27 protein-coding genes and 1 tRNA gene are annotated in these 24,835 nt (G+C 64.6%); 10 read left to right on the top strand and 18 right to left on the bottom strand.

Annotation, left to right across the window (positions count from 1 at the left end; all coding sequences use genetic code 11):
- Window positions 1-26: 26 nt before the first annotated feature.
- Entirely contained in the window at window positions 27-1,697 is a 1,671-nt protein-coding gene (locus K3148_RS10730) for a thiamine pyrophosphate-binding protein (RefSeq protein WP_221424788.1), read from the top strand.
- A 72-nt stretch (window positions 1,698-1,769) separates the two neighbouring features.
- Here the strand turns inward: K3148_RS10730 and K3148_RS10725 are convergent, their stop codons facing one another.
- The 3 genes from K3148_RS10725 to K3148_RS10715 form a co-directional block, all read right to left on the bottom strand.
- Window positions 1,770-1,940 carry a CsbD family protein gene (locus K3148_RS10725; protein ID WP_221424787.1) on the bottom strand — a complete coding sequence of 57 codons (171 nt, stop codon included), beginning with the start codon at window positions 1,938-1,940 and terminating at the stop codon, window positions 1,770-1,772.
- A gap of 121 nt (window positions 1,941-2,061) precedes the next feature.
- Complete coding sequence (locus K3148_RS10720) at window positions 2,062-2,811, bottom strand: SDR family oxidoreductase (protein WP_221424786.1); 750 nt, start codon at window positions 2,809-2,811, stop codon at window positions 2,062-2,064.
- 77 nt (window positions 2,812-2,888) lie between these two features.
- Window positions 2,889-3,299, bottom strand: a complete 411-nt coding sequence (locus tag K3148_RS10715; RefSeq protein ID WP_221424785.1) for an EVE domain-containing protein — start codon at window positions 3,297-3,299, stop codon at window positions 2,889-2,891.
- Between the two features lie 157 nt (window positions 3,300-3,456).
- Between K3148_RS10715 and K3148_RS10710 the strand changes: the two genes are divergently transcribed.
- From K3148_RS10710 to K3148_RS10680, 7 genes are read left to right on the top strand one after another with little or no spacing between them, the layout of a single operon-like run.
- The gene (locus tag K3148_RS10710; protein ID WP_247711552.1) at window positions 3,457-5,169 is read left to right on the top strand and encodes a putative bifunctional diguanylate cyclase/phosphodiesterase; all 1,713 of its coding nucleotides are present in this window, start codon (window positions 3,457-3,459) and stop codon (window positions 5,167-5,169) included.
- A gap of 41 nt (window positions 5,170-5,210) precedes the next feature.
- On the top strand, window positions 5,211-6,020 hold the full coding sequence (gene dapF / locus K3148_RS10705; protein WP_221424784.1) for a diaminopimelate epimerase: 810 nt from the start codon (window positions 5,211-5,213) through the stop codon (window positions 6,018-6,020).
- Entirely contained in the window at window positions 6,017-7,192 is a 1,176-nt protein-coding gene (locus K3148_RS10700; RefSeq protein ID WP_221424783.1) for a MiaB/RimO family radical SAM methylthiotransferase, read from the top strand. Before dapF ends, K3148_RS10700 begins: the two co-directional genes overlap by 4 nt.
- Entirely contained in the window at window positions 7,189-8,112 is a 924-nt protein-coding gene (gene ftsY / locus K3148_RS10695) for a signal recognition particle-docking protein FtsY (RefSeq protein ID WP_221424782.1), read from the top strand. The genes K3148_RS10700 and ftsY overlap by 4 nt, the downstream gene beginning before the upstream one ends.
- Complete coding sequence (locus K3148_RS10690) at window positions 8,112-8,870, top strand: inner membrane-spanning protein YciB (RefSeq protein WP_247711551.1); 759 nt, start codon at window positions 8,112-8,114, stop codon at window positions 8,868-8,870. The genes ftsY and K3148_RS10690 overlap by 1 nt, the downstream gene beginning before the upstream one ends.
- A gap of 54 nt (window positions 8,871-8,924) precedes the next feature.
- A complete protein-coding gene (locus tag K3148_RS10685; protein WP_221424781.1) occupies window positions 8,925-9,401 on the top strand; it encodes a GNAT family N-acetyltransferase in 477 nt (158 codons plus the stop codon).
- Window positions 9,402-9,440: 39 nt separating this feature from the next.
- Window positions 9,441-9,875 carry a GNAT family N-acetyltransferase gene (locus K3148_RS10680; RefSeq protein WP_221424780.1) on the top strand — a complete coding sequence of 145 codons (435 nt, stop codon included), beginning with the start codon at window positions 9,441-9,443 and terminating at the stop codon, window positions 9,873-9,875.
- Here the strand turns inward: K3148_RS10680 and K3148_RS10675 are convergent.
- The 10 genes from K3148_RS10675 to K3148_RS10630 form a co-directional block, all read right to left on the bottom strand.
- A complete protein-coding gene (locus K3148_RS10675) occupies window positions 9,872-11,809 on the bottom strand; it encodes a potassium transporter Kup (protein WP_221424779.1) in 1,938 nt (645 codons plus the stop codon). The genes K3148_RS10680 and K3148_RS10675 overlap by 4 nt on opposite strands.
- A 119-nt stretch (window positions 11,810-11,928) precedes the next feature.
- On the bottom strand, window positions 11,929-12,588 hold the full coding sequence (locus tag K3148_RS10670; protein WP_221424778.1) for a tetratricopeptide repeat protein: 660 nt from the start codon (window positions 12,586-12,588) through the stop codon (window positions 11,929-11,931).
- Entirely contained in the window at window positions 12,585-12,989 is a 405-nt protein-coding gene (locus tag K3148_RS10665) for a cytochrome c-type biogenesis protein (RefSeq protein WP_221424777.1), read from the bottom strand. Before K3148_RS10665 ends, K3148_RS10670 begins: the two co-directional genes overlap by 4 nt.
- Window positions 12,986-13,513 carry a DsbE family thiol:disulfide interchange protein gene (locus K3148_RS10660; protein WP_221424776.1) on the bottom strand — a complete coding sequence of 176 codons (528 nt, stop codon included), beginning with the start codon at window positions 13,511-13,513 and terminating at the stop codon, window positions 12,986-12,988. The genes K3148_RS10665 and K3148_RS10660 overlap by 4 nt, the downstream gene beginning before the upstream one ends.
- A complete protein-coding gene (locus K3148_RS10655; protein WP_221424775.1) occupies window positions 13,514-15,466 on the bottom strand; it encodes a heme lyase CcmF/NrfE family subunit in 1,953 nt (650 codons plus the stop codon).
- Window positions 15,463-15,924, bottom strand: coding sequence for a cytochrome c maturation protein CcmE (gene ccmE, locus K3148_RS10650; RefSeq protein ID WP_221424774.1), 462 nt, complete (start codon window positions 15,922-15,924; stop codon window positions 15,463-15,465). Before ccmE ends, K3148_RS10655 begins: the two co-directional genes overlap by 4 nt.
- Window positions 15,921-16,061: a hypothetical protein gene (locus tag K3148_RS10645; protein ID WP_221424773.1), complete on the bottom strand. Its 141-nt coding sequence runs from the start codon at window positions 16,059-16,061 to the stop codon at window positions 15,921-15,923. The genes ccmE and K3148_RS10645 overlap by 4 nt, the downstream gene beginning before the upstream one ends.
- Window positions 16,061-16,783 (bottom strand): heme ABC transporter permease CcmC, encoded by a 723-nt coding sequence (ccmC, locus tag K3148_RS10640; protein WP_221424772.1) that lies wholly within the window; start codon window positions 16,781-16,783, stop codon window positions 16,061-16,063. The genes K3148_RS10645 and ccmC overlap by 1 nt, the downstream gene beginning before the upstream one ends.
- Window positions 16,784-16,837: 54 nt before the next feature.
- The gene (locus K3148_RS10635) at window positions 16,838-17,902 is read right to left on the bottom strand and encodes a Leu/Phe/Val dehydrogenase (RefSeq protein WP_221424771.1); all 1,065 of its coding nucleotides are present in this window, start codon (window positions 17,900-17,902) and stop codon (window positions 16,838-16,840) included.
- A gap of 57 nt (window positions 17,903-17,959) precedes the next feature.
- Window positions 17,960-18,036 (bottom strand) — tRNA-His (locus K3148_RS10630).
- A 194-nt stretch (window positions 18,037-18,230) separates the two neighbouring features.
- On the opposite strand from K3148_RS10630, the gene K3148_RS10625 reads away from it, so the two are divergent.
- Window positions 18,231-18,866, top strand: a complete 636-nt coding sequence (locus tag K3148_RS10625; RefSeq protein ID WP_221424770.1) for a prolyl hydroxylase family protein — start codon at window positions 18,231-18,233, stop codon at window positions 18,864-18,866.
- A complete protein-coding gene (locus K3148_RS10620; protein WP_247711550.1) occupies window positions 18,863-19,285 on the top strand; it encodes a GFA family protein in 423 nt (140 codons plus the stop codon). Before K3148_RS10625 ends, K3148_RS10620 begins: the two co-directional genes overlap by 4 nt.
- 60 nt (window positions 19,286-19,345) lie before the next feature.
- Here the strand turns inward: K3148_RS10620 and rpmE are convergent, their stop codons facing one another.
- From rpmE to rseP, 5 genes are all read right to left on the bottom strand, one after another.
- Window positions 19,346-19,570 carry a 50S ribosomal protein L31 gene (gene rpmE / locus K3148_RS10615; protein ID WP_006834406.1) on the bottom strand — a complete coding sequence of 75 codons (225 nt, stop codon included), beginning with the start codon at window positions 19,568-19,570 and terminating at the stop codon, window positions 19,346-19,348.
- Between the two features lie 94 nt (window positions 19,571-19,664).
- Window positions 19,665-20,117: a 3-hydroxyacyl-ACP dehydratase FabZ gene (gene fabZ / locus K3148_RS10610; RefSeq protein WP_221424769.1), complete on the bottom strand. Its 453-nt coding sequence runs from the start codon at window positions 20,115-20,117 to the stop codon at window positions 19,665-19,667.
- Between the two features lie 22 nt (window positions 20,118-20,139).
- Complete coding sequence (locus K3148_RS10605; RefSeq protein WP_221424768.1) at window positions 20,140-20,817, bottom strand: OmpH family outer membrane protein; 678 nt, start codon at window positions 20,815-20,817, stop codon at window positions 20,140-20,142.
- Window positions 20,817-23,564, bottom strand: a complete 2,748-nt coding sequence (gene bamA / locus K3148_RS10600; protein ID WP_221424767.1) for an outer membrane protein assembly factor BamA — start codon at window positions 23,562-23,564, stop codon at window positions 20,817-20,819. Before bamA ends, K3148_RS10605 begins: the two co-directional genes overlap by 1 nt.
- Before the next feature lie 138 nt (window positions 23,565-23,702).
- Window positions 23,703-24,812, bottom strand: coding sequence for an RIP metalloprotease RseP (gene rseP, locus K3148_RS10595; RefSeq protein ID WP_221426690.1), 1,110 nt, complete (start codon window positions 24,810-24,812; stop codon window positions 23,703-23,705).
- Between the last annotated feature and the right edge of the window lie 23 nt (window positions 24,813-24,835).

Below are 24,835 nucleotides of genomic sequence, written 5' to 3'. Positions count from 1 at the left end.
CGCACGCCTCGCTAACCGGCGTGGCCATGACCACGCGACCTACCCCCGCCGCCGCCAAGCTGCTCGTCGACTGCCTGATCGAACAGGGGTGCGAGCGGATCTTCACCGTCCCCGGCGAGAGCTTTCTCCAGGTGCTCGACGCGCTGGGGCAGCAAGACGCGATCGACCTCGTCACCTGCCGGCAGGAAGGCGGGGTGGCGATGATGGCCTGCGCCGATGGCGCGATGACGCAGAGGCCGGGTGTCGCCTTCGTCACCCGCGGTCCGGGCGCGACCAACGCCAGTATAGGCGTCCATGTCGCGATGCAGGATTCGCAGCCGATGATCCTGTTTGTCGGTGACGTCGACAGCGAGATGCGTGACCGCGAGGGCTTTCAGGAAGTCGACTTTGCAGCCTTCTTCGGCCCCATCGCCAAATGGGCCGCGCGGATCGATTCGGCCGATCGCATTCCCGAGTATGTCGCACGCGCTTACGCCACCGCCATTTCAGGCCGCCCCGGACCCGTCGTATTGGCCCTGCCCGAAGACATGCTGAGCCGCGACACCGGGGCAAAGCCGCGCCCCCGCGTCGAGCGTCCGGCGCAGGCCCCCTGCCCCGACGCGATGCAGGCGATGATGGCCCTGCTTGCCGACGCCGCCTCACCCATCGCGGTGATCGGCGGTGCGGGATGGAACGCCAAGGCGCGCGAATACTTCCAGCTCTTCGCCGAACGGCTCGGCATCCCGGTGGCGACGGCCTTCCGGCGGCAGGACGCGATCTCGCCCTCAAGCCGCGTCTATGCGGGCAACCTCGGTTACGGGCCCAATCCCAAGCTGGTCGAGCGGGTGAAGAATGCCGACCTCGTCCTCGCCGTGGGCGCGCGATTGGGCGAGGCGACGACCGATGGCTACGCCGTCCCGCCGCTGGTCGATGGGGACCGCAAGCTGGTCCACATCCATCCCGACCCGAACGAACTCAACAGCGTCTACCCGGCCGATCTCGCGATTTGCGCCGAGATGGACGAATTCGCCGAAAGCGCGGCTCTGTGGGACGAAGGCGAGGTGCTCGACTTCGACGCCGGGGCCGAGGCGCATGCCGAATGGCAGGCCTGGGCGACTGCGCACCCTTCGCCCGATTTCGCGCTCGACATGGGCCAGTGCGTCCAGTTCATGCGCGACACGCTCCCTGCCGACACGATCATCTGCAACGGAGCGGGCAATTTCGCCGGCTGGTGGCATCGTTACTGGCGCTATGAGGGCTATCCGACGCAGCTCGCCCCGACCTGCGGCGCCATGGGATATGGCGTGCCAGCCGCCGTCGCCGCCTCTCTGCGCCACTCGGACCGCACCGTGGTCGCCGTGGCGGGTGACGGCGATTTCCTCATGAACGGGCAGGAATTGGCGACCGCCGTCCAGCACGGCGCAAACCTAATCGTCATCGTGGTCGACAACTCCGCCTACGGCACCATCCGCATGCATCAGGAGCGCGAATTCCCGGGCGAAGAGAGGATCAGCGGCACCCGCCTCGCCAATCCCGATTTTGCCGCGCTGGCCACAGCCTTCGGCGGCTGGTCGGCGACTGCACGGACCACGCAGGAATTCAAGGACGCGCTCGTTGCCGCAGAAGGCCGCAGCGGCCTGCGTCTGATCCACTGCCACATCGAGATCGAACAGCTCGCGGCCAGCGGAGCAACCGTGTCGGGCCTCAGGAACAAGTGACTCAAGCGAAAGGGCCGCCTCCCGGTAAGGAGACGGCCCTTCCTCGCTGAAACTCAGCGTGAAGCGTCGGCGTCAAATGTCGTTGCCGAATTTGCCCTCGATTTCGCCCTTGAACTGCTGGGCTTCGCCCTTCTGTTCCTGCTGGCGGCCTTCGGCGCGCGTTTCGGGATCACCCGACTGCTGCTTCACATTGCCGATGGCTTCGTTGGTGTTGCCTTTGATCTTTTCGGTCAGTTCGCCCATGGGGCCTCTCCTTTTGTTTTGTTACGCCAAAAACGGCGCGCTTACAGGGAGATAACGGGGCGAGGGTGCATCCCGTTCCGCTTGATTGCGACCACCCGAAACCCGAATGCGGCAGGCCGCGTCAGCGCTTCGTCATGCCGCCATCGACGAAATATTCGCTGCCTGTGACGTAACTTGACTGCTCCGAAAGCAGGAAGAGCGCGACCTCGGCCACCTCGCGCGCTTCGCCTAATCGACCCAGCGGCACCTGATCCTTGATCTGCGACACGAACAGTTCCTTCTGCTCGTCCGACAGGCCCATGCCTTCCATGAAATTGGTATCGATCGGTCCCGGCGCGACCGAGTTCACGCGGATCTTGCGCGGTGCCAGGGCGCTCGACCAGCTGCGCGCGAGCGCCAGGCACGCCGCCTTCGTCGCCGCATAGACCGCGCCCTGCGCCTGCCCAAGATAGGGCGCGACCGAGGAAGTCAGCAGCACCGAACCGCCATCGGCAATGTCCGCCATCATAGCAGCCATCTGCAGCACCGGCCCGCGGACGTTGGTGTTCATCATTGTGTCGAAGAATGTGGCGTCGTTCTCGTCATTGGGGCCGAATTTGCCGTAGCCTGCGTTGAGCCAGACGCCGTCCAATTGCTCGAACCGGTCGCGTACGCTGGCCGCCAGCTGTTTCGCCGCCTCGGGATCGGAAGCGTCGTTCTTGAGGACCAGTGCATCATCCGGCAGCGCCTCGCGCGCTTCGTCCAGGTGCCCTTCGCTCATACCCGTCACCGCGACATGGCCGCCTTCGGCCACGATCATCTTCGCCGCTTCGAGGCCGAAGCCGCTGGTGCCGCCGGTGATAAGGAAACGCTTGTTGGTAAATCGGGCCATCGGGCTCTCCGTTCGCAAAGGGTGGGTTCCCTAAGCGAACCGGCGAGAGCCCCGCGCCGTTCCTTCGCTTCGCCGCGTCAGATGCCCGCCATCTCGAGAATGATGGACCATTCTTCCGGCTTGATCTCGGCCACCGACAGGCGCGACAGCTTGACCAATTCGCAATCGGCGAGCTGCGGCTCCGCCTTGATCTGCTTGAGCGAGACAGGCGAAGGAAGCTTGGTCTTGGGGACGATCTTTACCGCCGCCCACTTGCCTTCGGGGTCGGTCGGGTCGGTGATCCCCGCCACGCTCACTTCGCAGATGCCGACGATCTCCAGCCCTTCGCGCGAGTGATAGAAAAACGCCTGGTCGCCCACTTCCATCGCGGCGAGATTGTTCTTCGCGCGGTGGTTGCGCACCCCGTCCCACGTGCCTTCCTTTTCGGCGACGAGATCGTCCCAGCTGTACTTGAAGGGTTCGGATTTCATCAGCCAGTAACGGGCCATGCGGAGGCTCTCCTAGGGTATGGGATGGAATACTGGCGCCTGCCTAGCGAGCCATCCCCGCACTGGCCAGCGAGGAGGTAGCGGTAGCGAAAAATTAACCCGATTTTAGCCTCATGTGGATATTCGAGCGAGTGCAGATCAGCATGTGGGGGCACATTTGCCGCAAGAACCAGTACCTGACCTGGAAAAGCGCGACCTCGCCAAGGGGGCGTTGCCGCGCGTCCTGCGCGGGCGCAAGGGGCAGGATCTCGTCACTCTGGGCGTGGTCCTTGCGGCCATTGCGCTGTTCGTGGCCACCGCCAGCAACGCCCTGCTCGATGCAGCCGCCACCGCAGCGAACGGCGATTCGTCGCCCAACCTGCTGCTGACCGCAGCCCTCCTCCTCAACATCGCGCTGATCCTGCTGGGCTGGAATCGCTACAAGGCGCTGACCGGCGAGATTGCGCAGCACCGCCGCCTGGAAGAAGAGGCCCGCAGGCTGGCCGATTACGACGACCTGACCGGGTGCCTCAACCGCCGGAGCCTCGCGCAGCTGCTCGACGCGATGCTGCAGGAAAGGACCGGCCGCAAGCGCGCCGTCGCCGCGATTGCCATCGATCTCGACAATTTCAAGCAGGTCAATGACCTCAACGGCCATGCCATGGGCGATGCCGTGCTGAGCACCACCGCCAAGCGCATTATCGACCTGCTGCCCGAAGAAGCGATGATCGCCCGGCTCGGCGGGGACGAATTCCTCTGCGTCGTGCCCTACAACACCGACGCCAGCGACCGCATCGACCTGCTCGCTACGCGGATCATCGAACAGATTTCACGTCCAGTCGTGCATCAGGGCAGCGCCATCGAGGTCACCATCTCGATCGGCAGCGCCAGCTCGCTCCAGATCGATCCGGAAAGCAAGGAAACTCCCGCGCAGGACCTGATGCACAAGGCGGATATCGCCATGTATCACGCCAAGAAGAAGGGGAAGAACCGCTTCTACTGGTTCGAACCGCCGATGGAAAACGAGCTGCGCTTCCGCAACGAGCTGGAAGCCGGCATCCGCCGCGGCGTGCAGGCGGGCGAGTTCGTTCCCTATTACGAACAGCAGATCGACCTCGACAGCGGAAGGCTGGTCGGCTTCGAAATGCTCGCGCGCTGGGATTCGCCGGAACTCGGCATGGTCACGCCCGAGATCTTCATCCCTATTGCCGAGGAAATCGGCGTGATCGCTCAAATGTCGGAGCAGCTGATCGAAGCCGCTTTCGCCGACGCCAGCCAGTGGGATCCGGAGCTGACGCTGTCGGTAAACATCTCGCCGGTCCAGATGCGCGACCCCTGGTTCGCCCAGAAAATCCTCAAGCTGCTGGTCAAGCACCGCTTCCCCGCCCACCGCCTCGAGATCGAGATCACCGAGACCTGCCTGCACGAGAATATCGGCATGGTCCGCTCGATGATCACCTCGCTGCGCAACCAGGGCGTGAAGGTCAGCCTCGACGATTTCGGCACGGGTTATGCCAGCCTCTCGCAGCTGCGCAGCCTGCCCTTCGACCGCCTCAAGATCGACCGCAGCTTCATCCGCGATCTCAACAAGCAGGACAGCAACGACAAGCTGGTCGATGCGATCATTTCGATGAGCGACGGGCTCAAGCTGCCGATCACGGCGGAAGGCATTGAGAACGCCGATATTCTCGACGCGCTCGGTCGTTGGGGGAAGCTGAAAGGCCAAGGCTATCATTACGGCCGCCCGGAACCCGCGCAGCGCGTGTTGGAGCGCCTTGCCGAGGCGGGGCGCCTTGCCAACGATGCGGCAAGCGAGGCCACAGCGCTGCCGCTCAACCCGGTGGCCAATTCGGACGACAAGAAAGCCGACGGCGGCAGCCGCGCCGGCTGACACTGGACGCTCAGCGCCCCACACCCTAGATGCGCTGGGCTATGCGCGTCCCTTTCATCAAGATGCACGGCCTCGGCAATGATTTCGTCGTGCTCGACGCGCGCGAAAACGCCCTGCCTGCGCTCGACACGAGCCGCGCCGCTGCCATTGCCGATCGCCACGAAGGCATCGGCTGCGACCAGCTGATCCTGCTCGAACCGAGCAAGAGCGCCGATTTCCGGATGCGCATCTTCAATCAGGACGGCAGCGAAGTGGGCGCCTGCGGCAACGCCACGCGCGCCGTTGCGCTGCTTCACGGCGAAGAGGCACGGATCGAGACCGCCGGCGGGCTGCTTTCGGCATCCCCCTCCGACGGCGGGGCAAGCGTGGACATGGGAGCGCCGCGCTTCGACTGGGACGCGATCCCCCTTGCCTATCCGATGGACACGCTCTCCATGCCGGTCGGCTGGGAAATGCTGGAGGACCCCGGTGCGGTAAACGTGGGCAACCCGCATGTGATCTTCTTCGTCGAGGATACGGATGCCGTTCCGCTGGACCGGATCGGGCCCGACATCGAGAACGATCCGCTCTTCCCCGAGCGCGTTAACGTCAACCTCGCCACCATCGAAAGCCGCAGCCGCATCCGGCTGCGCGTATGGGAGCGTGGCGCGGGCCTCACCCGCGCCTGCGGAACGGGTGCCTGCGCCACCGCAGTCCACGCCATGCGTCGCAAGCTTGTCGACAGTCCGGTCATCGTCGCCCTGCCCGGCGGCGATCTCGAGATTGCATGGGAGCCGGGCGGCACAATCCAGATGACCGGTCCTGCCACCGAAAGCTTCCGCGGCAGTTTCGAGTGGGACGATTACGCGTGAACGCCCCGCAGGTCGTATCCCTTGGCTGCCGCCTCAATCTCTCCGAGAGCGAGCGCATCCGTGCCATGCTGGCGGGCGAGGACAATCTCGTCGTCGTCAACAGCTGCGCGGTGACGAGCGAGGCGGTGCGCCAGACGCGGCAAGCGATCCGGCAGGCGCGCAAGGCCAATCCCGAAGCCCGCCTGCTGGTGACCGGCTGCGCGGCCGAAATCGAGCGCGACCAGCTCGTCGCCATGCCCGAGGTCGACGGCTTGATCGCCAACGAGGCCAAGCTCGATCCGCGCGCATGGAACGTGCCCCCCAGCGCCCCGCCCGTCCCTGCCCTGCACACGCGGGCCTTCGTGGCGGTGCAGAACGGCTGCGACCACGCCTGCACCTTCTGTGTCATCCCGCAGGGCCGCGGGAAAAGCCGTTCGCTCACCGTCGCCGAAGTGCTTCGCGAGGTCGAAAGCCATCTCGATACCGGCGCTAGCGAAGTCGTGCTGACCGGCGTCGACGTGACCTCATGGGGCCATGACCTGCCCGGCAGCCCCAAGCTGGGCACTCTGGTCCGCGCGGTGCTGGAGGCCTTCCCCGCCCTCACCCGCATCCGCATGTCCTCCATCGACGGGATCGAGGTGGACGAGGAGCTTTTCGAGCTTTTCGCTGGGGAACAGCGCGTGATGCCCCACATCCACCTTTCGCTGCAGCATGGGCACGACCTCATCCTCAAGCGCATGAAGCGCCGCCACCTGCGCGCCGATGCGGTCGCCCTCGTCGCGCGGCTGAAGGACCGCCGTCCCGACCTCGTCGTCGGCGCGGACCTGATCGCCGGTTTTCCGACCGAGACGGAGGAGTACCACGCGGCCAATCTCTCGATCATTCGCGAGCTCGAAATCGTCCACGGGCACATCTTCCCTTACTCGCCGCGCCCCGGCACGCCCGCCGCGCGCATGCCGCAAGTGGAGCGCCCCACGATCAAGCGCCGCGCCGCCGAACTGCGCGCCAAGGTAGCTGCGTTGCGTGCAGAGTGGCTGGCGACGCTCGTCGATAAGCCGCACTCGGTCCTCGCCGAAGCCGACGGGACCGGCTATTCGCCCCAATTCGCCCGCGTGAAACTGCCGGAAGGCACACCGCGCGGCTCCATCGTCACCGTGACGCCCAAGACACTCGAGGACAATCTCCTGTCATGAGCAAACCCAGCTGGACCGAGCGCCTGTTCGGCGGCTTCAAGAAAACATCCGAGCGCCTGTCCGAAAACCTCGCCGAGGCGGTGACCAAGGCCAAGCTCGACGATGCCACGCTCGACGATGTCGAGGACGCGCTGATCATGTCCGATCTGGGACCCAGCGCCGCTGCCCGCATCCGCGAAAGGCTGAAGGAAAAGCGCTTCGGCCTCGAAATCAGCGCCGACGAGCTGAAACAGGCGGTCGCAGACGAAATCGCCGCCATCCTGCGTCCGGTCGCCAAGCCGCTCGAGATCACCGCCTTCCCGCGCCCTCAGGTGTTGCTGGTCATCGGCGTGAACGGCAGCGGCAAGACCACCACCATCGCCAAGCTGGCGCATCTCTTCGTGGAAGACGATTACAACGTCATGCTGGCGGCAGGCGATACTTTCCGCGCGGCGGCCATCGGCCAGCTGCAGACCTGGGCCGACCGTGTGGGCGTGCCAATTGTGCGCGGTCCCGAAGGCGGCGATCCGGCAAGCATCGTGTTCGACGCGGTCAAGGAGGGTACCGAAATCGGCACCGACGTGCTGATCGTCGACACCGCCGGCCGTCTCCAGAACAAGCGCGAGCTGATGGACGAACTGGCCAAGATCCGCAAAGTCCTTGGCCGCCTCAACCCCGAAGCGCCGCATGACGTGGTGCTCGTGCTCGATGCCACCAACGGCCAGAACGCGCTTTCACAGATCGATGTGTTCAAGGAAGTCGCCGGCGTCACAGGCCTCGTCATGACCAAGCTCGACGGCACCGCGCGCGGCGGCGTGCTGGTGCAGGCGGCGGAGAAATACGGCCTGCCCATCCATGCCATCGGCGTGGGCGAGAAGATCGACGATTTGCGCCCCTTCGATCCCGCTCTCGTCGCGCGCGTCATTGCGGGAATTGCCTGATGTCTATCGACGACCCCCATTCCGTTCGCCCTGAGCCTGTCGAAGGGCCGCACTTCTCTTCAAGCGCAGCACCCGAACAAAAGGACGGTGCTTCGACAAGCTCAGCACGAACGGGTGGTGAGGGTAAGAAAAAACCAACCGGCTGGCTGCATACGCTCGTCGATTACGGGCCGCTGCTCGTCTTTCTCGGCGTCTACAAGTTCTACCAGCCGCCGGAGACCTCGACCTTCGGCGAGATCGCCGCGGTGATCTACGGCACGATTGCCTTCATGGTGGCCGCCGTCGTCGCGCTGGTCTCCAGCAAGTGGAAATTCGGCAAGGTCAGCCCGATGCTGATCCTCTCGACCACGCTGATCGTCGGCTTCGGCGCGCTCACCATCTGGCTGCGCGACGAACGCTTCATCCAGTTCAAGCCGACCGCGATCTACGCGCTCTTCGGTACGGTCCTGATTATAGGCTGGCTGCGGGATCGCGCCTGGCTGCAAGTTCTGCTGGAAGCCGCCTTCGAAGGCGTGACGCACGAAGGCTGGCTCAAGCTGTCGCGCAACTGGGGCTTTTTCTTCTTCGCGCTGGCAGGCCTCAACGAAGTGCTGGTCCGCATGATGACGTTCGAGAGCTGGCTCTGGGCCAAGATCTGGGTCTTCCTGCCCCTCACCTTCCTGTTCACCTTCAGCCAGATCCCGATGCTGCTCAAGCACGGCCTCTCGCTGGAGGACACGGACGAGGTGCTGAAGGACGAGCCGCCGACGGGTTCGTAGCCAGCGATTTTGGCGCCCTTGAATTTGTAGAGCGCCGCGCTAATAGCGCCGCCGATGCACGACACGATCGAACTTGTCTGGGCCAGCGACAAGCACCACGATATCCTTGCCGACATCATGTACGATGCCGTCCGGCATGGCCCTACCCGCTACACGGAAGAGCAGCGTGAGGCCTGGGTGCCCGAGCGTCGCAGCGGCGCATCGTGGGACAAGCGGCTTGCCCGTCAGGATATCGTGATGGCCCGCGTGCCCGATGGCCCGACATTGGGCTTCATGAGCCTCGATGCAGGTGGCTATATCGATTTTGCCTATATCCGCCCCCATGCGCAGGGCCGCGGCCTCTTCCGCAACCTGTACGAAGCTATCGAAGCCAAGGCACGCGCGAAGGGCGAGCGCCGGCTGTGGGTCCACGCCAGCCTGATGGCGCAGCCCGCCTTCGCCAGCATGGGTTTTTCTGTCACCGAGGAGCAGGTCGTCTATATCGGCGATCAGAGCTTCGAGCGGGCCGAGATGGAAAAGCCGCTCGACTAAGGGAATCGGTCAGATGCCGAGCCACGAGGGGAGACAGGTGTGCCGGTACGAATTGAACTTAATTGTCCTCCCGAGACCGCGAAGCTTCTCAGCCAGGGCATCGTCGACTTCAACCGCGCCGCCGTGCACGATCTGGAGCCGAACGAGGCCGAGTTGCGCTTCCACGTCGTCGCAACCGATGACGAGGGTCAGGTGATCGGCGGCCTGCGCGGCGCCTGCTACTGGAACACGCTACACATCGAACTGCTATGGCTCGCCGACGAAGCGCGGGGAACGGGCATCGGGCGCCAAATCATCGAGGCCGCCGAAACCTTCGCGGTTCAAAGCGGCTGCGAGAAAGCGCTGGTCGAGACCACCAGCTGGCAGGCGAAGCCCTTCTATGAGAAAAACGGCTACACCCTGACGGCAACCCTCGAAGGAAGGCCGAAAGGCCACGCCTCGCACTATCTCAGCAAGACGCTGGCGACGGCCTAGATCTCGACCTGGCTTCCCAGTTCGACCACGCGGTTGGTCGGCAGGCGGAAAAAGTCCATCGCGGTCGCGGCGTTGCGCAGCATCCAGGCGAAGATCTTCTCGCGCCAGATCGGCATTCCCGGCTTCTCGCTCGGCAGCAGCGTCTGGCGGCTGAGGAAGAAGCTGGTGTGCATCATGTCGAAATCGCCGCCGCAACGGGTCATCTTCTTCAGCCCCTGCGGCACGTCCGTCTCTTCCATGAAGCCATAGTGCAGGATGGCGCGATAGAAGCCATCGCCGAGGTCATGGTATTCGCACCGCTCCTCGGGATCGACATAGGGGCTGTCGGCGATCAGCACGGTCAGGATGACCACGCGCTCGTGCAGCACCTTGTTGTGCTTGATGTTGTGGAGCAGCGCCGAGGGCACACCGGCGGTCTGGCTGGCCATGAAGATGGCGGTGCCGGGGACGCGGGTGGCGGAATTCTTGGCGCTCTTGGCGAAAATTTCGATGGGCAGCGCGGTCTCGTGCATACGCTCGCGCATCAGCTTGCGGCCGCGCGCCCAGGTTGTGAGCAGCGTGAAGGCGATGAGTCCCACGACCAGCGGGAACCAGCCGCCGTCGGGCACCTTGAACAGGTTCGCCGCGAAATAGGCCCCGTCGATGATCAGGAAGAAGATCACCACGGGCGCCGCAACCCACCACTTCCACTTCCACACGCCCACGAACAGCACACCCATCAGCAGCGTGTCGATGGTGACGGCGCCGGTCACCGCGATCCCGTAGGCACTGGCAAGGGCCGACGAGCTCTGGAAGGTCAGCACCAGCAGGATAACCGCGACCATCAGCGCCCAGTTGACCACCGGAATGTATATCTGGCCGGCCTCGGTTTCGCTCGTATGGCGGATCGAGAGGCGCGGCATGAAGCCCAGCTGCATCGCCTGATGCGTGATGCTGAACGCCCCGGAGATGACCGCCTGACTGGCGATGAAAGTCGCAACCGTCGCCAGGATCACCAGCGGCAGGCGGTATTCTTCGCCCGCGAGCAGGAAGAAGGGGTTCTTCACGACTTCGGCGGCCTGTTCGGGCGGCAGGCCGGCGATCATTGCGCCTTGGCCGAAATAGTTCAGCAGCAGGCACGGCATGACGAAGCCGAACCACGAGAGGCGCATCGGGCCGCGGCCGAAATGGCCCATGTCGGAATAGAGCGCCTCGGACCCCGTCACCGCCAGCACCACCGCGCCCATGGCGAGGAAGGCGACGAACTTGTCGGTGATGAAGAACATCACGGCGTAATAGGGGTTAAGCGCGTAGAGGATGTCGGGGTTCTGGATGATCTGGTTGAGCCCGAGCCCGGCAAGAGTCGTGAACCAGACGATCATGACTGGCGCAAACAGAGCTCCGACCTTGGCCGTCCCACGCTGCTGGAGGACGAACAGGCAGATTAGCAGAATTACCGCGATCGGTATGACGAAGGTCTCAAGCCCCGGGTCGACCACCGTCAGGCCCTCAACTGCGGAAAGAACCGAGATTGCGGGTGTAATCATGCTGTCGCCGTAGAATAGCGACGTAGCAAACACCCCGAGCAGGACTACTAGCCAGGCGTATTTCGTCGTCCCGATGTGGCGGCTGATGAGGGCGATCAGCGCAAGGCTGCCGCCCTGCCCCTTGTTGTCCGCGCGCATGAGGATGGTGACGTATTGCAGCGCCACCACGATCACCATCGACCAGAAGATCAGGCTGACGACGCCCAGAACGTGCATCCGGTCGATCGCGATATTGACCGCGCCGGCAAAGGTTTCGCGAAACGCATAAAGCGGGCTGGTGCCGATATCGCCGAAGACGATGCCGATAGCGCCCACGGCCAGCGCAGCCTTGGAGGCGCCATGGCCATGACCATGAGCGTTCCCGCCGCCGGATTCCGGCTGCGAATTCGGCGCGGTGGCCTCGGTCATAAAGTGGGTGTTACCTGCCGCATTGCGTCAAAACCTTGGCTTTTCGGGGTCACGCCCCGTGCAAGGTCGCGGCGCTTAGCACCGTGACGGGAACGGGGCAACATCTTGCGGGTTCGAGCCTATTGGCCCTGTCCCTGCTCGGCAGGCGGCGGCGCGCTTGCCGCGTCCATCATCTGCTCGAGCCGCATGGCGCGAAGCGCGAGCGAATTGCGCCATGGCGCGTCTTCGGGAGCTTCGATCACCGCCTCGCGCCACAGCTCGCGTGTACGCTCGGCCTGTCCCGCGCGCAGCCACGCGAGGCCCAGGAAGTAACGCGCACCGCCGTTTTTCTCGTCGAGCATCTGCGCGCGCTGAAAAGCGGTGAGTGCGGCGGGGGTGAGATTGCCCTCTGCGTGCTCCACCAGTGCGATACCCAGACCAATCCATGCCTCCCCGTCGGCCGGGTTCTCCTCGATCGCGTTGCGATAGAAATTGGCCGCCTCGGCATAGCTGCCGCGCCGCAGGTAACTGTCGCCTGTGACCACCCAGCGTGCCGGGAATTGCGAGGTGTCGAAGAACTCGCGCCGTGCTTCGACCAGCAGTTCGCCGCTGGCCGCCTGCTCGACCTGCGCCTTGCCGGGCGACGAGGGTTGGTCGGGCGAGCCCTGCAAGGCGTATCCGGTCAGCCCGAAAAGCAGGGTCGCGCCCAGGAGGCTCCACCCCTTGCGCCCGACTCGCAGCAGGACGACCGCCGCGGCAAAAGCGATGGCCGCAAGCGCAATGACGGGTAGCCAGCTCACGCGCGCCTCCGCAGCCGCCGCCAGACGATCAGCCCCGCCAGCAGCGCCAGGATCGGGGGAATGGCGAAGAGCGGCCACGTGGTGGCGCTCATTACCGGTTCGTAGCTGACATAATCGCCATAGCGATCCATCAGCCAGCGGCGCACCGCCTCGGGCTCTTCCCCTGCGGCGATGCGGATGCGGACCTGGTGTCGCATGTCGCCCGCCATGGGGGCATCGCTATCGGCGATCGACTGCGACTGGCACTTGATGCAGCGCAGCGTGTGCATGAGCTCACGCGCGGCAGCCTCCTGCGCCGGATCGTCGAGCTGGCGATAGGCATAGGGCGCAGGCGGCGCGCTGCCTTGCGCGGCCAGCGGCATCGCCAGCACCATTGCCAAAATGGCGAGAAGTCCCTTCACCGCCCAGCCTTGCGCAGTTCTTCGAGCAGCATCGGCACATGCTCGGGCCGTATGTCGCCGACGTGCTGGTAGGTGATCACGCCCTTGCCATCGATCACGAAGGTCTCGGGCACGCCCGAGGACCCGATAGCTAGCTGCACTTCGGACAGGTCGTCGCGCCCGATGCGGCTGTAGGGATTGCCGTGTTCGGTGAGGAACCGCATCACATCGGTCGGCTCGTCACGGATGGCGACGCCGACGATCTCGACGCCCTCTTCCTTCAGCTGCTCGAGCTGCGAAGCTTCGGCGATGCAGGGCAGGCACCAGCTGGCCCAGATGTTGAGCAGCTTGGGCTCGCCCTCGTAGAAATAGCGGCTGTCGACGCCGGGCCGCTCGAGACTGGCGGGCGGCAGCGTGAAATAGGGCAGTTCCTTGCCCACCATCGTGCTCTTGACGGTATCGTCCTTCGGCTGGCTCAGCTGGTAGGCGGCCAGCCCGGCAAAGCCAAAAAACAGCAGGAAGGGTAACCACAGGCGCCAGCTCATCTAGGCGTTCTCTCTTTCTTCGCGCCGCTCGGTTATGCGGCGGCTTATGTAACGGTGCTTGAGATCGCTGCGGATCCGACCCACCAGCGCGAGGACACCGCCAAGCGCGATCAGCAGGCCACCATACCAGATCAGCGTGACGAAGGGTTTCCACCACAGCCGCACCTGCCAGCGCCCGTCGGTGCTGGAACCGCCCATAACGGCGTAGAGCTGGCCGTTCCAGCGGGTGACGAGCACGCTCTCGGTCGTCTGCTGCGGCGGGGCCCAGAAATTGCGCGATTGCGGGGCAATTGTCTGCGGTTCGCCGTCGCGGTGGCGCACCGTAAGCCGCCCGGCGAGCGCAGTCCAGTTGGGCCCGGCGACCGGCTCGACCGCTTCGAGGCGCACGGCCCACGGGCCCACACTGGTCGTCCCGCCCTCTTCCAGCGCAGCGAGCCGCTCCTGCGAAAAAGCGCCTTCGCTCGCCATGCCGAAGAGCATCACCGCAATGCCCAAATGCGCCGTGATCATGCCCCAGGTCGCGATCGGTACGCGCTTGAGGCGGCGGCCCTTCAGCGGCAGGAGGCTCGCCACGGCCAGTGCGATTGCGAAAGCGAGGCCGAGCAGCGGCAAAAGCGCCATCTCGCCCAGAACGGCGAAGAGGACGATCCCGGCCAGCAACAAGGCGGCCACGAGCGCCAGTTCCTTCGATATCCGCCCCCAGCTGTCTCTGCGCCAGCGTAGCAGCGGACCGACCGCCATCACCGCCAGCATCGGGAAGGCGAAGATCGCGCCGACCGGGTTGAAATAGGGCGGACCGACGGAAACGCGCACGTCGAAAGCCTCGGTCAGCAAGGGATAGAGCGTGCCCAGCAGAACCACGGCGAGGATCGCGCTCAGCATGACGTTGTTGACCACCAGCGCGCCCTCGCGACTGGCGACGGAGAAACGCTCGCCCTCGCTGATCGCGCCTGCCCGCAGGGCGAAAAGCAGCAGCGCCCCGCCGATATAGAGCGCCAGAAGGAGGAGGATGAAGCTGCCCCGCTCCGGGTCGACAGCAAAGGCGTGAACGCTGGTGAGCACGCCCGAGCGCACGAGGAAGGTGCCGAGCATCGACATGGAAAAGGCGACCACGCCCAGCATGATCGTCCACACGCGCAGCGCGTCGCGGCTGGCGAGGACGCCCGCGGAATGCAGGAGGGCCGTCGCGGCGAGCCATGGCATCAATGCGGCGTTCTCGACCGGGTCCCAGAACCAGTAGCCGCCCCAGCCCAGCTCGTAATAGGCCCAATAGCTGCCCGCGACGAGGCCGAGCGTCAGGAACACCCAGGCGCCGAGGATCCATGGGCGCATGGCGCGGGCGAAGGCGGGTGTTACCTCGCGGGTGATGAGCGCGCCGACAGCGAAGCTGAACGCGACCGAGAGGCCGACATAGCCGATGTAAAGCGTGGGCGGATGGAAGGCGAGGCCGATGTCCTGCAGCAGCGGGTTGAGGCCCAGCCCCTCGGCAGCCGGCTGCGGCAAACGCTCGAAGGGGTTCGAACTCAGCAGCAGGAAGGCGTAGAAGCCAAGCGCGACGAAGCCCTGCGCGGCCAGCGTCGCCTGCATCGTGCGTTCGGGCAAGCGTCGCTCGATCCCGGCGATCAGCGCGCCTGCCAGCGCCATGACGGTGACCCAGAGCAGCATCGAGCCTTCGTGATTGCCCCACGCGCCCGACAGCTTGAAGATCAGCGGCTTGGCGCTGTGCGAATTCATCGCCACCAGCTTCACCGAGAGGTCGGTGATCGCGAAGACCCACAGCAGCATGGCGAAGGACAGCGCCACCAGCCCGCCCTGCAAGACGGCGGCCGGACGGGTCAGCGCGGCAAGCTCGCTCTCGGTCCCGCCGCGCAGCGCCAGAGCGCCGCCGACGAGTTGCAGCACGGCGAGGGCCGCGGCCAGCCACAGCGCTGCCAGACCGATTTCCGCGATCATTCGAGGCCGACCGTCGTCTCTTCGGCCATTTCGGCCGCCTGGTGCTCGCTCATGCCTTCCAGTTCGCGCGGGACGTAATTCTCGTCATGCTTTGCAAGGAGGTTGTCGGCAACGAAGGTGCCATCGGCAGCGAGCCGCCCTTCCGCGACCACGCCCGACCCCTCGACGAAGAGATCGGGCAGGATACCGGCGTAGCGGACCGGAACGGCCGAGTTCTCGCGGCCGGTCACGGTGAAGGTCACCGTGATCCCGTCCGCCTGCGTGGCGAGCGAGCCCGGCGCGACCATTCCGCCGAGGCGTACGGCCTGCCCGACTTCGGGCGGGTCGGCCTGCATCTGCTCGGGAAGGTAGAAATAGCTCGCCTGGTTGCGCAGCGCATAGGCGGCGAGCAGGCCTGCGCCGACGAGCGCGACGAGCGCGAGGATGACAAGGACGAGGCGCTGGTGCTTGGCTTTCATCGTTTACGCGCTTTCTCGCGGCGGGCCTCGGCGCGCTTCATCGCGATCCAGCTCCATGCGATCATCGCCAGAGTGCCGCCGACGCCGATGGCATAGGCCGCGTAGACGAAGGTCCATTGGTCGAGAGCCTCGCGCATCAGTCGGCCTCCATCGCCCGGCGGCGCAGGCGCGCCTCGGCCTGTATGTCGGCCAGCAGGGCGCGCATGCGGGCCAGCACTACGCCGCCGAAGATCAGCGAGAAGCCGATCACCGCGACCAGCAGCGGACCGAGGAAGATACCGTCGATCGCACTCTTGCCCATGGTGATGCTGGGCGGCTGGTGGAGCGAATTCCACCACACCACGCTGCGGTTGATGATGGGAATATTGATCGCGCCCAGCAGGCCGAAGATGGCCGGGATGCGGGCCGAAATGCCCTCGCGCTCCGCCGCCTGCGCGAGCGCGATATAGGCAACGTAGAGGAAGGCGAGGACCAGCATGGAGGTCAGCCGTCCGTCCCACACCCACCAGGTCCCCCATGTGGGCCGGCCCCAGATCGAGCCGGTGGCGAGGCAGATCAGCGTGAAGACCAGCCCCGGAACCGCTGCCCCGCGCGCCGCAATGGCCGCAAGCGGGTGGCGCCAGACGAGGAAGACGAGGCTCGAAACGGCGATGGCGGTCCATCCGCCCATCCCCAGCCACGCGGTCGGCACATGGATGAAGAGGATGCGCACGGTCTCGCCCATCAGCCGGTCGGGCGGAACCTGCGTGAAACCCCAGAAGAGCGCCGCGGCGGTTAGCACAAGCCCAGACACCAGCAGGAGCGGCGTGAGCCAGCTCGCCAGCGCGAGAAACCGTTTGGGATTAGCGAAGCCGTGCATGGTGAAAGCCGTGGGTCAGCCTATTGCAGCCCCCGCCCCTGCTCGCAAGGCGGATTAGCGCCCGATGAGCTCCTGCGCCATCTTGTCGGCGACCTGGTCGGGCGAAACGCCGCTCTTGTCGCTTTCCTGCCAGATCTGCTCCAGACGGCCCGGGATCAGCGCGATGCGCTTGCGCACCTCGTTGATATCGCAGGGTGCCTTGTCGTTGCGGCACAAATATTCGAGCGTGACCGAGATGATGCCGCCCGCGTTGATCACGTAGTCGGGAGCGTAGAGAATTCCGCGCTTGGCCAGCATCGGGCCGTGTTCGGGGCGCTTCAACTGGTTGTTCGCCCCTCCTGCAACGACTTTGCAATCAAGCTTGGCGATGCCTTCGTCGTCGAGGATAGCGCCGAGTGCGTTCGGGCTGAACACGTCGCACGCAACCGCCATGATCGCATCGGGGCCGACGCATTCGGCGTCGAGCTCTGCGGCCAGGGCCTTGCAGCGGTCCATGTGGATGTCCGACAGGGTCAGCTTGGCGCCTTCTTTGGCGAGCAGGCGGGCGACACCGCCGCCGACGCTGCCCGTGCCCTGGATCGCGACATGGACGCCGTCCATGCTGTCCTTGCCGAGTTTATGCTTCACCGCGGCCTTGATGCCGAGGAAGATGCCGAGCGCGGTGAACGGGCCCGGGTCGCCGCCGGCGGCGTCCTCGCCGCTCACCGGCAGACCCGAGACATATTGCGTACGCTCGGCCACGGCGGCCATGTCGGCTTCGGAAATGCCGACGTCTTCGGCGGTGACGTATTTGCCGCCCAGCCCTTCGACCGCATCGGCGAAGGCCGCCAGCATTTCGGGCGTCTTGGTCTTGTCCTCATCGGCGAGGATAACGGCCTTGCCGCCGCCCATGGGAAGGCCCGCCATGGCGTTCTTGTAGCTCATGCCGCGCGACAGGCGCAGCGCGTCGCGCATCGCGTCTTCGGGATTGGCATAGTGCCAGAAGCGCGTGCCGCCCGCGCCGGGGCCGAGATGGGTGGAGTGCAGTGCGATGATCGCGGTAAGGCCGCTCTTTGGGTCGCGCACGACCTCGACCAGTTCGTGGTCGTCGTAATCCGCTTCGGTCCAGAACGCTGTCATCGGCCTCTCGCCCCTTGGAATAAGGTGTCTCTCAAACCAGCACGCGAAAGGAGAAAATGGGGCGATCGACGGGGTTCGAACCCGCGACCTCCGGTACCACAAACCGGCGCTCTAACCAACTGAGCTACGATCGCCACATGCCCCCGGAACGCTGCCGGGAAGGCGGCACATATACGCGGATAACGGGCCGTCAACCCGCCTTGCGTAACGGCGTGCGCCTGTTGCACAACATGGCCCCTATGGGAAGCGAAAAAGCGATTACACGCTGCCACGCGCAATTTTCTTTCTTTGCTTGCGGCGCGCTCCCCGACCGATAACGTGGCACGCGATGACCAATCCCGGCGAATCTTCAAGCGAGCTCCTGCTGTCCCGTCCGGGGATGCAGCGCGTGCCGACGCCCAAGGCGGAGCTCTTCCAGCTGCGCGATTTCGCCTCGCCTGCGATGTGCGATCAGCTTGTCGCGCTGATCGAGAAGGACCGCCGTCCCTCCACCCTCGCCGACGCGGGCGACGACCATTACTTCCGCACCAGCGAGACCTGCGATCTCGACCCGGATGAGCCGGTGGTGCGCGAGCTCGAGGCCCTGCTTGCCGCGCTCAACGGTATCGATCCCAAGTACGGCGAGCCGCTGCAGGGCCAGCGCTATGACGTGGGGCAGGAGTTCAAGCCGCATTGCGACTATTTCAACCGCGGAGGTCAGGACTGGGAGAAATACTGCTCGGTCGCCGGACAGCGGACCTGGACCTTCATGGTCTATCTCAACGCAGTGGAGGCCGGCGGGGCGACTCGCTTCAAGGCGGTGGGCAAGACGTTCCAGCCCGAGACGGGCAAGCTGGTGTGCTGGAACAATATGCGGCCCGACGGGCGCGAGAACCCCAACACCATCCACCACGGGATGAAGGTCAGGAAGGGCGTCAAATACGTGATCACGAAATGGTACCGCGAGAAGGAGTGGGGCTGGTGATCGCGGGCGGGGAAACGCGCGAAGGCGGCTGCCATTGTGGGGCGGTCCGGTTCCGCTTCACGGTGCCCGAAGGCGCGATCATCCGGCGCTGCAATTGCACCATCTGCGCGATGAAGGGCGTGGTGATGCTGGATGTGCCGATGGCCTCGCTGGAGATCACGCGGGGCGAGGACGCGCTCACGCTCTACACCTTCGGGAGCGGGCAGGCGAAGCACCGCTTCTGTTCGCGCTGCGGCATCCACACCTTCCACCAGCTGCGCTCCGAGCCCGATCACTACGGGGTCAACCTCGCCTGCGTGGACGGCATGTCGATCTATGAATTGGCGCAAGTCCCGGTGTTCAACGGCCAGCGCCATCCAGGTGATGGCAACGCCTATGAATATACCGGCGTGTTGCGGTTCGAGCCGACCAAGCCCTGATCCGCAAACGAAAAGGGCGGCCCCGAAGGACCGCCCTTAAGATTTCGTCGCCGAAGAAGCTTACTTCTTGAGCGTGAGACCGCCGAAGCGCTTGTTGAAGGCTGCAACGCGGCCGCCTTCCTGAAGCTGCTGCTTGCCGCCGGTCCATGCCGGGTGACTGGTGGGGTCGATGTCGAGCGTCAGCGTGTCGCCTTCGCTGCCCCAGGTCGAGCGCGTCTGGAATTCGGTGCCATCGGTCATCTTGACCGTGATCATGTGGTAATCGGGGTGACCTTCGGCCTTCATGATATACGTCCTTTTAGCTTCGGAGCGGTTCCGACCGATCCAGCTGTGTTGGGAAAGGCTGCGCCCTTAGCGGCGCGGCCCGAGATTCGCAAGGTTATTCGGGCGCGTCGGCGATCATGGCGGTGAAGCTGACTTCGCAGGTCACCATCCCATCGACCGAAGCCTCGCCTGCGAACTTGCAGACGCGGGCGCGCTTCTGGACAAATTCCGCCTTTAGATCGAGCAGCACACCCGGCGTGACGGGTGCGCGGAACTTCGCGTTCTCGATCGCCATGAAATAGACGAGCTTGCCCGAGCCGGCGAGGCCGAGGCTTTCCACCGCGAGCACGCCGGCGGCCTGCGCCAACGCCTCGATCTGGAGCACGCCGGGCATGATCGGCGCGCCGGGGAAGTGCCCCTGGAAAAAGTCTTCGTTGAAGCTGACTGCCTTGATCGCGTGGATGCGCTCGTCCGGGACGAGTTCGGCCACGCGGTCGACGAGGAGCAGGGGATAGCGGTGCGGAAGGCGCTTGAGCACCTCGACGACGTCGAAACCGGTCTCGCTCATATCCCCTGCTCCTTGCGTTTTCTTAGCGACCGGTCGCCTGGGCAGCCGGCTGCTGCGCGGCAGCGGCCTGCTGGCGGGCGGCGGCAACCATCAGGATTTGCTGGACCTGCTGGAACACACCGACGGCCTGCTGGCTCGGCTGCCAGCCCTGCGGCGGGGTGATCTGGACCGAGGGCACGCGGGTGTTGAGCGCGTTCACGACCTTCTGGTTGATATTGGTGGCCGGGTTCGACCAGGCAACCGCTTCGGGCGACAGGACGACCTGGATGTTGTCGGCCGAAACGACCGTCTGCAGGGCGGCGCCGTACTGCTGGAGGATTTGCTCGATCGCATAGACGCGCGCAGCATCGACCTGATTCTGCAGCTGGGCGATCTCGCGCTCAAGCGTCTGAATCTGCTGAGCCTGCGGAGCGGTCTGCGCCGCCTGCTGCTCGGCCTGGTCGAGATTGCCGTCGTTGTTGGTATCAAGCTGCTGGAGGAGCGCCTGCGCCTGCTGCTGCTTCTGCTGTGCCTGCGTGATCTGTGCCGCGTAGGTCGTGTTGATCTGCTGGTACGCGGTGCTCAGCGCGCTCGAACCGGCGATCGTGGCAGGCGGATTGACCACGGCGATGTTGCCGCTGACCTGCGCTGCGAGCGGCGTTGCGGCGATGCCGGCGACAGCCAGGCTCGCTGCGGCGATGGTCTGCTTGAGAATCTTCATTAGAATTGCGTTCCTACGTTGAAAGAGATCGTCTTGGTGTCGTCACCACGCTGCTTTTTAATGACGTGAGAGATATCGATCCTGAACGGACCGAAGGGCGAGTTCCAGTTCACCCCGACGCCGGCGGTAATGCGCGGCGAGATGCTGTCGCCCAGCAGCACTTCCTTGTAGAAGGTGGACGGCGGGATGAACGGATCGTTGGCGTTCCCGTCGGCGTCGAACTGGTCGAGCGTCTGGCCGATAGCGGGGACGTCGTCGGTCGGATCGTCAGGCGTGTTGTTCGGGTCGCGAAGGACCGGATTGCCGTCCTGATCGTACAGCGGACCAAGGTAGACCAGCTGGCCGTTGATGGTCGACTGCACGCCGTTGGGGTTATCCCGCAGGATCGGACGATCCACCGCGAAGAGCGAGCCTACGTCGACCCAGATCGACGGGCGGATACCCATCTCGGTCGCGCCGCTTCCCAGCGGGATATCGAGTTCGGCGCGGCCCAGGTAATAGGCGCGGCCGCCGAGCGAATAATCGATGCTGCGATTGTTGTCGTTCTCGCGCAACGCTTCGAGCGTCTGCAGGACGCGCGGCGTATCGGGATCAGCATCGTCGTCGAGATAGGCGAGCTGGACGATACGCGGACCCACGCCGCGGATATCGAAGCCGCGGAACTGCGGTTCGCCGAGGAAGAAGCGGTCGGTCAGACGCACATCGTCAAAGCCGGGTTCGGCGTTGCTCTTGAGCGCTTCGATCCAGCCGCCTTCGGCCTGGAGCGAGAAAATGAAACCCGAACCCACGTTGAAATACTTTGCCATGCGGGTGCGCATGCGCAGGTAATCGACATTGCCGCCGACACCGGCGAATTCGGTCGAGAAGGAGATCGTTTCGCCACTGGTGGGGCGAAGGCTGCTGTTGAGCGAGTTGTAATTGACCGTAAGGCCGAGGATCGAGCTCGTCCGCTTGCCGACCGCCTCACAGATGAAGCGCGAGCCGATGCACTCGTCGATGTTGTCGCCGTCGATGTCGTCGAAGAACTGCGTGCCGATCGTCACATCTTCAAAGTTAAGCGTGTAGCTGGCGATGGCCGACATATATTCGGTCAGCGGCACACCCGCGCGCAGCGAAAGGCCAGTCGTCGCCTGGCGATAGCGGTTGAATTCGCTGGCGAAGAAGTCGTTGTCGTATTCGCGGTGGTAGATATCCGCGCCCATCGAGATATTGCGGTCGAACAGATAGGGCTCGCTGAAGCTCACCTGCGCCGACTTCGAATAGCGCGAATAGTTCACGCTGAGGCCCACCGTCTGCCCGCGGCCGCGGAAGTTGCGCTGGCGGATCGAACCGGCGAGCACGAAGCGCTCGAGGCTCGAGAAGCCTGCCGAGAGCTGCAATTCGCCGGTCGGTTGCTCTTCGATATTCGCTTCGAGGATCACGCGGTCGGGCGCGCTGCCTTCGACCTGCGTGACTTCGAACTGTTCCTGGAAGTAGCCCAGCGAACGGATACGCGCTTCGGAACGCTTGATCGCGAGGCTGTTGAATGCATCGCCTTCCGCAACGCGGAATTCGCGGCGTACGACCTTGTCCTGCGTCAGCGTGTTGCCGTTTACATCGATGCGCTCGACGTAGACGCGCGGGGCCTCGCGCAGCACGAAGGTGACGTCCATCGTCAGGTCTTCGGGATTGCGGCGGAATTCGGGACGGATGTCGGCAAAGGCATAGCCGAAGGTGCCGGCAAGGTCGGTCAGCTGTTCGACCGTGTCCTCGACGCGCTTGGCATCGTACCATTCGCCGGTCTTCATCGGCAGCTGGCGCGTCATCAGGTCGCTGTCGAAATCGCGCAGTTCGCTCTGTACCTCGACATCGCCGAATTTGTAGCGCTCGCCCTCTTCCACCACATAGGTGATGATGAAGTCTTCCTTGTCCGGCGTCAGCTCGGCGACGGCCGAAACGACGCGGAAATCGGCGTAGCCCTGCGTCAGGTAGAAGGTGCGCAGGTTCTGCTGGTCGAACGCGAGGCGGTCGGGGTCGTAGCTGTTGTTGGAGCTCAGGAAGCTCAGCAGCTTGCCCGTCTCCTCGGTAACCATCTCGCCCTTGAGCTTGCCGTCGGAGAACTGCTCGTTGCCGATGATGTTGATTTGGCGGACCTTCGACTTGGGGCCCTCCTCGATCTCGAACACGATGTCGACGCGGTTCTGCGCCAACTGGACGAGCTGCGGCTCGACCGTGGCGGCAAAGCGGCCCTGGCGCTTGTAGAGTTCGATGATGCGGGCAACGTCGGCGCGCACTTTGGAACGGGTAAAGATCTGGCGCGGCGCGAGCCGGATTTCGGGGATGATCTTGTCCGCCTTGAGACGGTCGTTGCCCTCGATCAGGATGCGGTTGATGACCGGGTTTTCGGCCACCGTGATGACGACATTGCCATCGTTGTTGACGACGCTGACGTTGGAGAACAGCTCGGTCGCGTAAAGGTCCTTGAGGACCTGGTCACCCGCGGCCTGCGTGTAAGTGTCGCCCGGACGCAGGCGGATGTAGGAAAGGATCGTCTGCGGCTCGAGACGCTGCGCGCCGGCGACCGCGATAGAGCGGACCGTGTCCTGCTGCTGCACGGTTGCGGCGGTTTCGCCGGCACCCTCTTCACCGCTTTCCTGAGCCAGCGCGATCGAGGGGATCGTGCCCATGATCGTGCCTGCCATCAGGCCCGCCACAAGGCGCGTGGTCCGCGTTTTCGAAGTCGTCGCGGCGTTCGCAAATCCAGTCATCGACAAGGGAGTTCCCGTCCTTGAAATCATTCCTCGCCTGCAAGGCGCAGGCGGCCGATTGGCCCCCTGCCCGATGCAGGCCCCACGATCAAGCCGTGTGACGCCTCGCTAGGCGTATCCGGCTCGGCCTTTCCCCGCCTAATTCCCGAAGACGGGAAGTTTGGCGATATCGATGAAGGTGACAAATACCATCAGGGCGAGCACCAGTGCCACGCCGGCCCGGTAGGCCACCTCCGTAGACTTCGGCCCCAGCGGTTTCCGGCGGATCGCTTCAGCCGCGTAGAAAGCCAGGTGTCCGCCGTCGAGCGCCGGGATTGGCAGGAGGTTGATGAATGCCAAGTTAAGCGAAATCAGCGCGGCGAAGTTGATGAAGGCGAGCGGCCCCATGCTCAATTGCTCGCCTGCAAACTTGCCGATCGTGACCGGCCCGCCCAGCTCCTTGACCGAGCGATCGCCGACGACGATCTGCTTGATCCCCGTCACCATCATATCGACCAGCTTGCCGGTCTGAACGAAGGCGAGAGAGATGGATTCGCCGATTCCGACGTCCTCCACCGCAAGCTCGGAGGAATAGACCCCGATGCGGCCTATGCGGCTCTCGTTGCCGAAACGGTCGGTCTCGGTGATGTCGGCGATCTCGACCGGTAGCGTCAGGCGCTCGCCACCGCGCTCGATCTCCATGTCGATGGTGCGCCCCGGATACATCAGCACCCGGTCGGCCACGTCCTGGAATTCCGCTACCGGCTCGCCGTCGATGGCAATCATGCGGTCGCCGATCTCTAGCCCAGCGTCGCGCGCGGCGCTTTCGTCGGCGAAGCGGGTAATGACGGTCGTCTCTGTAGGATCTGCCGCCACGGGCTTCCCGTAGATCGCAAAGAAGCTCGCGAAGATGGCCAGCGTGATAATGATATTCATCGCCGGTCCGGCAAAGACGATCAGCGCGCGCTTGCCGAGCGAGGCATGCTGGAAACTGCCATCGCGTTCTTCCGCGCTCGCTTCGTCGATCTTATCGGGGTGCGGAATGCTGGCCGGGTCCATATCGCCCTTGAACTGGACATAGCCGCCCAGCGGGATCGCCGAGAGTTTCCAGCGCGTGCCGGGCTTGTCGGTCCAGCCCCACAGTTCCTTGCCGAAGCCGACCGAGAAGGCTTCCGCCTTCACGCCGAACCAGCGCCCTACGAGGTAGTGGCCGAGTTCGTGCAGGGTAACGAGCGGCCCCAGCAAAAGCGGGAAGCCGAGGATATACATCCAGAAGGGGATCGATCCGTCCA

Origin of the sequence: Qipengyuania aurantiaca (genome assembly GCF_019711375.1) — a bacterium.
Taxonomy (GTDB): domain Bacteria; phylum Pseudomonadota; class Alphaproteobacteria; order Sphingomonadales; family Sphingomonadaceae; genus Qipengyuania; species Qipengyuania aurantiaca.
The sequence above is the reverse complement of the archived record's forward strand: the minus strand, read 5'-3'. Positions and strand labels throughout refer to the sequence as shown.